6 protein-coding genes are annotated in these 6,373 nt (G+C 71.6%); 3 read left to right on the top strand and 3 right to left on the bottom strand.

All coding sequences use genetic code 11. From position 1 onward, the window contains the following. Positions 1–242 precede the first annotated feature (242 nt). Positions 243–1,514, top strand: a complete 1,272-nt coding sequence (gene purD / locus B4E30_RS10415) for a phosphoribosylamine--glycine ligase (protein WP_286795254.1) — start codon at positions 243–245, stop codon at positions 1,512–1,514. 438 nt (positions 1,515–1,952) lie between these two features. Beyond that, on the top strand, positions 1,953–2,858 hold the full coding sequence (locus B4E30_RS10410; protein ID WP_286795253.1) for a phosphoribosylaminoimidazolesuccinocarboxamide synthase: 906 nt from the start codon (positions 1,953–1,955) through the stop codon (positions 2,856–2,858). A 21-nt stretch (positions 2,859–2,879) separates the two neighbouring features. Here B4E30_RS10410 and B4E30_RS10405 read toward each other — a convergent pair whose 3' ends face one another. Further along, positions 2,880–3,629: a cytochrome c biogenesis CcdA family protein gene (locus tag B4E30_RS10405; RefSeq protein WP_286795252.1), complete on the bottom strand. Its 750-nt coding sequence runs from the start codon at positions 3,627–3,629 to the stop codon at positions 2,880–2,882. After that, the gene (locus tag B4E30_RS10400; RefSeq protein ID WP_286795251.1) at positions 3,629–4,198 is read right to left on the bottom strand and encodes a thioredoxin family protein; all 570 of its coding nucleotides are present in this window, start codon (positions 4,196–4,198) and stop codon (positions 3,629–3,631) included. The genes B4E30_RS10405 and B4E30_RS10400 overlap by 1 nt, the downstream gene beginning before the upstream one ends. A 123-nt stretch (positions 4,199–4,321) precedes the next feature. On the opposite strand from B4E30_RS10400, the gene B4E30_RS10395 reads away from it, so the two are divergent. After that, a complete protein-coding gene (locus B4E30_RS10395; protein WP_286795250.1) occupies positions 4,322–5,641 on the top strand; it encodes a uracil-xanthine permease family protein in 1,320 nt (439 codons plus the stop codon). A gap of 15 nt (positions 5,642–5,656) precedes the next feature. On the opposite strand, the gene B4E30_RS10390 is transcribed toward B4E30_RS10395, so the two are convergent. Next, a partial coding sequence (locus B4E30_RS10390) for a LacI family DNA-binding transcriptional regulator (RefSeq protein WP_286795249.1) occupies positions 5,657–6,373 on the bottom strand: 717 nt, incomplete at its 5' end.

The raw sequence follows: 6,373 nt of genomic DNA, 5'->3' as shown, positions 1-6,373 counted from the left end.
CACCACGCTATGGGACTCACCCCCACCGGCCACCCGGCCACTCGGCCACCCGACCCATCACCGGCCCTAACTCAGGCTGGGAGCGGGATGCACCCCCGAAATTCGGCTGCATTCAGCCGCAACCCGACCCTCAGCCTGAGTTGAGGCACGGATGTGGCGGAGGAGGGGACCGGACGGCGAAGGGCGAAGGGCGAGGGACGGAAGGCGAGAAGGCGGAAGAGGGCCGCGGTTAGGCTGGCGGGGTGAAGATCCTCGTTCTCGGCTCGGGTGCCCGCGAGCACGCCATCATCCTCGCCCTCCGGTCCGAGCAGGCCGCACACGACATCCTCGCCGCGCCGGGGAACGCGGGCATCGGGCGCGACGCCACTCTCGTCAGCCTCGACCCGAACGATCCGGTCGCGGTCACCGCGTTCGCCAAGGAGAACGCCGTCGACCTCGTCGTCGTCGGCCCCGAGGCGCCACTCGTGGCGGGCGTCACCGACGCCCTGCGAGAGCGCGGCATCCCCGTCTTCGGTCCGGGCGCCGCCGCCGCGCAGCTGGAGGGCTCGAAGGCCTTCGCCAAGCGGGTCATGGATGCCGCCGGCGTGCCGACCGGCCGCGCCGTGCGCGCCGCCACGCCGGCCGAGGTCGAGGCCGCCCTCGACGACCTCGGCTCGCCGTACGTCGTGAAGGCCGACGGCCTCGCCGCGGGCAAGGGCGTCATCGTCACCGGCGACCGCGACGCCGCCCTCGCCCACGCCGCGCAGTATCTCCCAAGCGGGCCGGTGCTCGTCGAAGAGTTCCTGGCCGGCCCCGAGGTGTCGCTGTTCTTCCTGTCCGACGGCGACCACGTCCTCCCCCTCAGCCCCGCACAGGACTTCAAGCGCCTCGCCGACGGCGACGCCGGTCCCAACACCGGCGGCATGGGCGCCTACTCACCACTGCCGTGGCTGACCAACGGCTTCGGCGGCGAAGACGCCTTCGTCGACCTCGTCACCCGCGAGATCGCCGAGCCCGTCATCCGCCAGCTCGACGCGGAGGGCACCCCGTTCATCGGCCTGCTCTACGCCGGCCTCATCCTCACCGAATCGGGTGTGAAGGTGATCGAGTTCAACGCGCGGTTCGGCGACCCCGAGACGCAGGTCGTGCTTCCGCGCCTCGCCGATCCGCTGTCAGAGCTGCTGCTGGCCGCGGCGTCGGGACACCTCGAGGGCCACGACCGCCCGTCGTTCTCGGACACCGCGGCGGTCACCGTCGTGATCGCGAGCGAGGGGTATCCCGCATCCCCGGCGACCGGACGCACACTGTCCGGCCTCGACCGGGCCGAAGCGCTCGACGGGGTGCACCTCGCCCACGCCGCGACAGCGTTGCACGACGGCGAATTCCTCGCCACCGGCGGACGTGTGCTGAGCGTCGTCGGCGTCGGGGCGTCGCTGGCCGACGCGCGCGAGCGCGTCTACCGCGGCGTCGACGCGATCGGCCTGGAGGGCGGCCAGCACCGCCGCGACATCGCCGCACGCGCCGCAGACGCCTGATTCGGGTCGCGCCGCGGCGGCCACGCCGACCACGCTGCCGCCTGCAGCCTCGCTCGCCGGTGCACAATTCAGCCGCCTAAGTCCCAATCCGCGCCCCCGAGGCCGTTCCGCCTCCTGCGGCCTCGCCTGCCCGTTCACAAATCCGCAGATTCCGGCCGTCACGTCCTCGTCCGCCGTGGTTTCACCCGACATGCGCGCACGTTTGAGGAGTTGTGAACCGAGCCCGGGGGCGGAGCGGCAGGTCGCCGCCCGGGGGATGCCGACCGCCAGGTCGCATCGGTTTCCCCGCGGCGGCTCGTGCGTAACTCCGCAGAATCGACTGCCGCGACGGCAGAATGGCGCGATTTCGCCGCTGCGCATGGCACGTTTGAGGAGTTGTGAACCGCGCCCGGGTGGAGCGGCAGGTCGCGGCCCCGGGGTGACCGGGATAATGGGCGGGTGAGCACCGACGCACCCGCCCCCGCCTCGGCCGACCTGCCCGGTTGGCGTCACGTCTACTCGGGCAAGGTCCGCGACCTGTACGTTCCCGCCGACGCTGCAGACGCCGATCGGATGCTCGTGGTCGCGAGCGACCGCGTGTCGGCATTCGACCATGTGCTCTCCCCCGGCATCCCGGGCAAGGGCGAGCTGCTGACGCGCCTCAGCATGTGGTGGTTCGACCGTCTCGCGGGCGCCGACGGCGGCCCGCGGATCCCGAACCACCTCGTCGACGGCGCCGAGCCGCCCGCTGCGGTGGCGGGCCGCGCGATGGTCGTGCGATCTCTCGACATGCTGCCGATCGAGTGCGTCGTGCGGGGGTACCTCACCGGGTCGGGCTATCAGGAGTACGTCGCGTCGGGCACCGTCTGCGGCATCCCGCTGCCGGCGGGGCTCGCGGACGGCGACCGCCTTCCCGAGCCCCTCTACACCCCGGCTTACAAGGCCCCCCTGGGCGAGCACGACGAGAACATCACGTTCGAGCAGTCGGTCGAGCTGGTCGGCGAGGACCGGGCCGCAGAGCTCCGGAATGCGTCTCTGGCGATCTACGCCCGTGCCGCGGCGACCGCCGAGGCGGCGGGGCTGATCCTCGCGGACACGAAGTTCGAGTTCGGCATCGATGCCGAGGGCACCCTGACCCTGGCCGACGAGGTGCTCACGAGCGACTCGTCGCGGTACTGGGATGCGGCTGCGTGGCGAGACGGCTCGACCCCCGCCGAGCGCATGGCGAGCTTCGACAAGCAGATCGTGCGTAACTGGCTCGCCGCGCACTGGGACAAGACCGGCACGCCTCCCGAGCTCCCCGCCGAGATCGTCGAGCGCACCGCCGCCCGCTATCGCGAGCTCCTGGACCGCCTCACCGCCTGACCCCTCCCGGCGGCGGTGTCGTCAGCCGAGCAGAAGGCGCTCGAGGTTCTCGATCGGCTCGTACCAGCCCTGGTCGAGCACCCAGGTCTGCAACAGGCGGTCCCATCCGAGCGCGACGCCGACCCCCACGACGAGCAGGATGCCGCCGACAACACGTCGGAACACGCCGTGCGGGTCGCTCAGCCAGCCGAGCCTCCGCACGATCGCCGTACCGGCGAGCGCCACCCCGAGCAGAGCGAGCGCGAGACCGATCGCGTAGGCGGTGACGTAGACGGTGCCGGCGGCGAAGCTCGCGGGCAGCACCGTCGCCACGATGAGCGCGTAGGTGGGTGAGCAGCTGCTGAACGCCGGACCGAGCGCGGCACCCAGGGCGATGTCGCCCGTGAGCCCGCCGCGACGGTATCCGCGATCGAGCAGGCGACCGCCGCCGGCTTGCAGCCCGGTGGCGACGATGACCCGCTCCCACAGCGCCGGGAAGAGCATCGTGAGGCCGAGCACGGCGACGATGACGCCCGAGACGGCCTGCCAGATCCATGCCGGCACCCCGAGGAGCGCGGAGGTCGCCTTCAACAGCAGGGTGAAGGCGATCACCGAGGCCGCCAGGGATCCGGCGATGACCAGCGGCCGGAACCACTGCCGTTCGGCGACGCCGGCATCGGCCTGGGTGCGCGCCGCGGTGCCGCCGACGATGACGGGCAGCAGCGGCAGCACGCACGGAGCGAGCACCGTGAGCACACCCGCCGCGAACGCCACGAGCGTGAGACCGAGCATCAGTCCAGGCCGAGCCCGGTCAGCGCCGTCTCGAGCGTCGGGTCGTCATAGGGCACGAACGACGCCGTCGCGGCACCGCTGTCGTCCAGCGCGACGACCGTCGTCTGCTGGCGGACGTCGTATCGCTGCCGCAGGTCCTGCTGCGTGTCGTAGTCGACCTTGAGCACGGTCACCCCGTCGGGCACGCCCTGCGCGACGATGTCGTCGTCGAGCGCCCGACACTGCGGACACCATGTGGCATGGAAGAACAGCACGCGCGTGCCCTCGGCCGCGGCGAGCGCGCTCTCGCTGTAGTCCACGTACGCACCGGGCGAGGCCCCGGCAGCCGCGTCGCCGGCATCGTCGGCATCGACCGCGTCGGACCCCCCGGCATCGGCGTCGGACTCATCCGCCTCGCCCGTAGGATCCGCCTCCCCCGTGGGATCCGCCTCGCCGAGACCCACCTCGCCCGTGGGCGTCTCGACCGCGGCGGGCTCTCCACCGCCGGCCACGGACAGAGCGACCGCGCCCCCGACACCGACGACCAGCAGGCCCGCAACGGCGAGGGCGACGACGGTTCCGCGCTTCATGCATCCATCCTCCCCCGCCGGACGCGCCGAAAGCATGACGAAGCGGTGACGGATGCCGCCGCCGACACCCGATATCGTGTCGGCGGCGCGGATTCTCCCGTCGCCCAGCCTCGAGGAGCACGTATGCCTGTCTGGTCCCTGCATGGAAACGGTCGAACCGTCGAGCCCGGCAAGGTGGTGGCGCCCGGAGAGCGGCTGAACTGGCCCGCCACGATCGCGATCGGCATGCAGCACGTGGTCGCCATGTTCGGTGCGACGTTCCTCGTGCCGGTGCTCACCGGATTCCCCGTGCCCACGACGCTGCTGTTCTCGGGCGTGGGCACGATCCTCTTCCTGCTGATCACGCGGAACAAGCTGCCGAGCTACCTGGGTTCGTCGTTCGCGTTCATCGCTCCGGTCACCGCCGCCACCGCCACCGCGGGCATGGGGTCGGCGCTCGCGGGCATCGTCGCCGTCGGCGTGCTGCTGGCGGCCGTGGGCGTGATCGTGCAGGTCGCCGGACTCGGATGGATCGACCGCCTCATGCCGCCGGTCGTCGCCGGTGCGATCGTGGCCCTCATCGGCTTCAACCTCGCCCCGGTGGCGTGGGACAACTTCCAGCAGCAGCCCCTCACGGCGACCATCACGCTCGTCTCCGTGGTGCTGTTCAGCGTTCTCTTCCGCGGTTTCCTCGGCCGCATCTCGATCTTCCTCGGCGTGATCGTCGGCTACGTCGTCGCCCTTCTCTCGGGCGAGGTCGACTTCACGGCGCTGAACGAGGCCGCCTGGGTGGGCCTGCCGCCGTTCCAGATCGCCGACTTCGCCTCGCCCCAGACGTGGGGGGTGATCGCGATGTTCCTGCCGGTGGTGCTGGTGCTGATCGCCGAGAACGTCGGCCACGTGCGGGGGGTCGCGGCGATGACGGATGCATCGGTCAACCGTCATACCGGCCGCGCGCTCCTCGCCGACGGCGCGGCGACCACCGTCGCGGGCCTGTTCGGCGGCTCGGGAACGACCACCTACGGCGAGAACATCGGCGTGATGGCCGCCACACGGGTGTACTCGACGGCGGCGTACTGGGTCGCCGGCGCAACCGCCATCCTGCTCAGCCTGTCGCCGAAGGTGGGCGAGCTGTTCAACTCGATCCCGGCGGGCGTGCTCGGCGGGGTGACCACCGCGCTGTACGGCCTCATCGGCATCATCGGCATCAAGATCTGGGTCGACAATCGCGTGGACTTCTCGCGTCCGGTCAATCAGTACACCGGAGCCGTCGCGCTGGTCGTCGCCATCGCCGGGTTCACGATGCAGTGGGGCGACTTCCAGCTCGGAGCCATCGTGATCGGCTCCGCCGCGGCGCTGCTGATCTACCACCTCGGCAACGCGATCGCCCGCGCCCGCAGGACCGGCGCCGACGACGGCGGCCCTATCCCCGCGGTCGGCCCCCTCGGCGGTGACCCCGAGTAGCCCGGCGCAGCCCGATCAGGCGGAGTCGCGCACGATGAGATCGGCGGGAAGCACCGTCACGTGGGCAGGCTCGAGCCCGGCGAGGCGGTCGAGCAGCATGCTCGCCATCTGCTCGCCCTGCTCGAACGACGGCTGGCGGACCGTCGTCAGCCGTGGGGTCACGGATGTCGCAACCGGGGAATCGTCGAACCCGACGATCGCGACGTCACCGGGAACCGATATGCCCTCGGCGGCCAGCGCGCTGAGCACACCCTGCGCCATGAGGTCGCTCGCGACGAAGATCGCCTCGGGGCAGGGACCCGCCGCGAGCATGCGGCGCATCGCTGCCGCGCCGCCGTCGGTGGTGAAGTCGCCGTCCTCGACGGTTCCCTCGGCGAGGTCGGCGGCGGCGAGGGCATCGCGATACCCCTGGAGGCGGTCGATCGCCGCCGGCATGTCGAGCGGGCCGCTGATCGTGGCGATGGTGCGGTGACCCTTGCCGATCAGGTGCGCGGTCGCCTCGTAGCCGCCGCGGCGGTTGTCGACGTCGACGTAGTAGTCGCGTTCGCGCGTCGTCACGGGACGGCCGCCGTACACGACGGGGACGGCGGCGGCGATGCGGTCCAGGTACGTGTCGCTGGTGTGGTGGGACACGACGATGGCGCCGTCGACCGCACCCGAGCGCATGTAGCTCGTGGTCTTGTCGCCCGGGTCGTCGCTCGCGATCACGAGGTTGAGCACGTAGTCGGACTG

The sequence above is a fragment of the Microbacterium sp. UBA3394 genome (assembly GCF_002358725.1).
GTDB classification, from domain to species: domain Bacteria; phylum Actinomycetota; class Actinomycetes; order Actinomycetales; family Microbacteriaceae; genus Microbacterium; species Microbacterium luteum.
The sequence above is the reverse complement of the archived record's forward strand: the minus strand, read 5'-3'. Positions and strand labels throughout refer to the sequence as shown.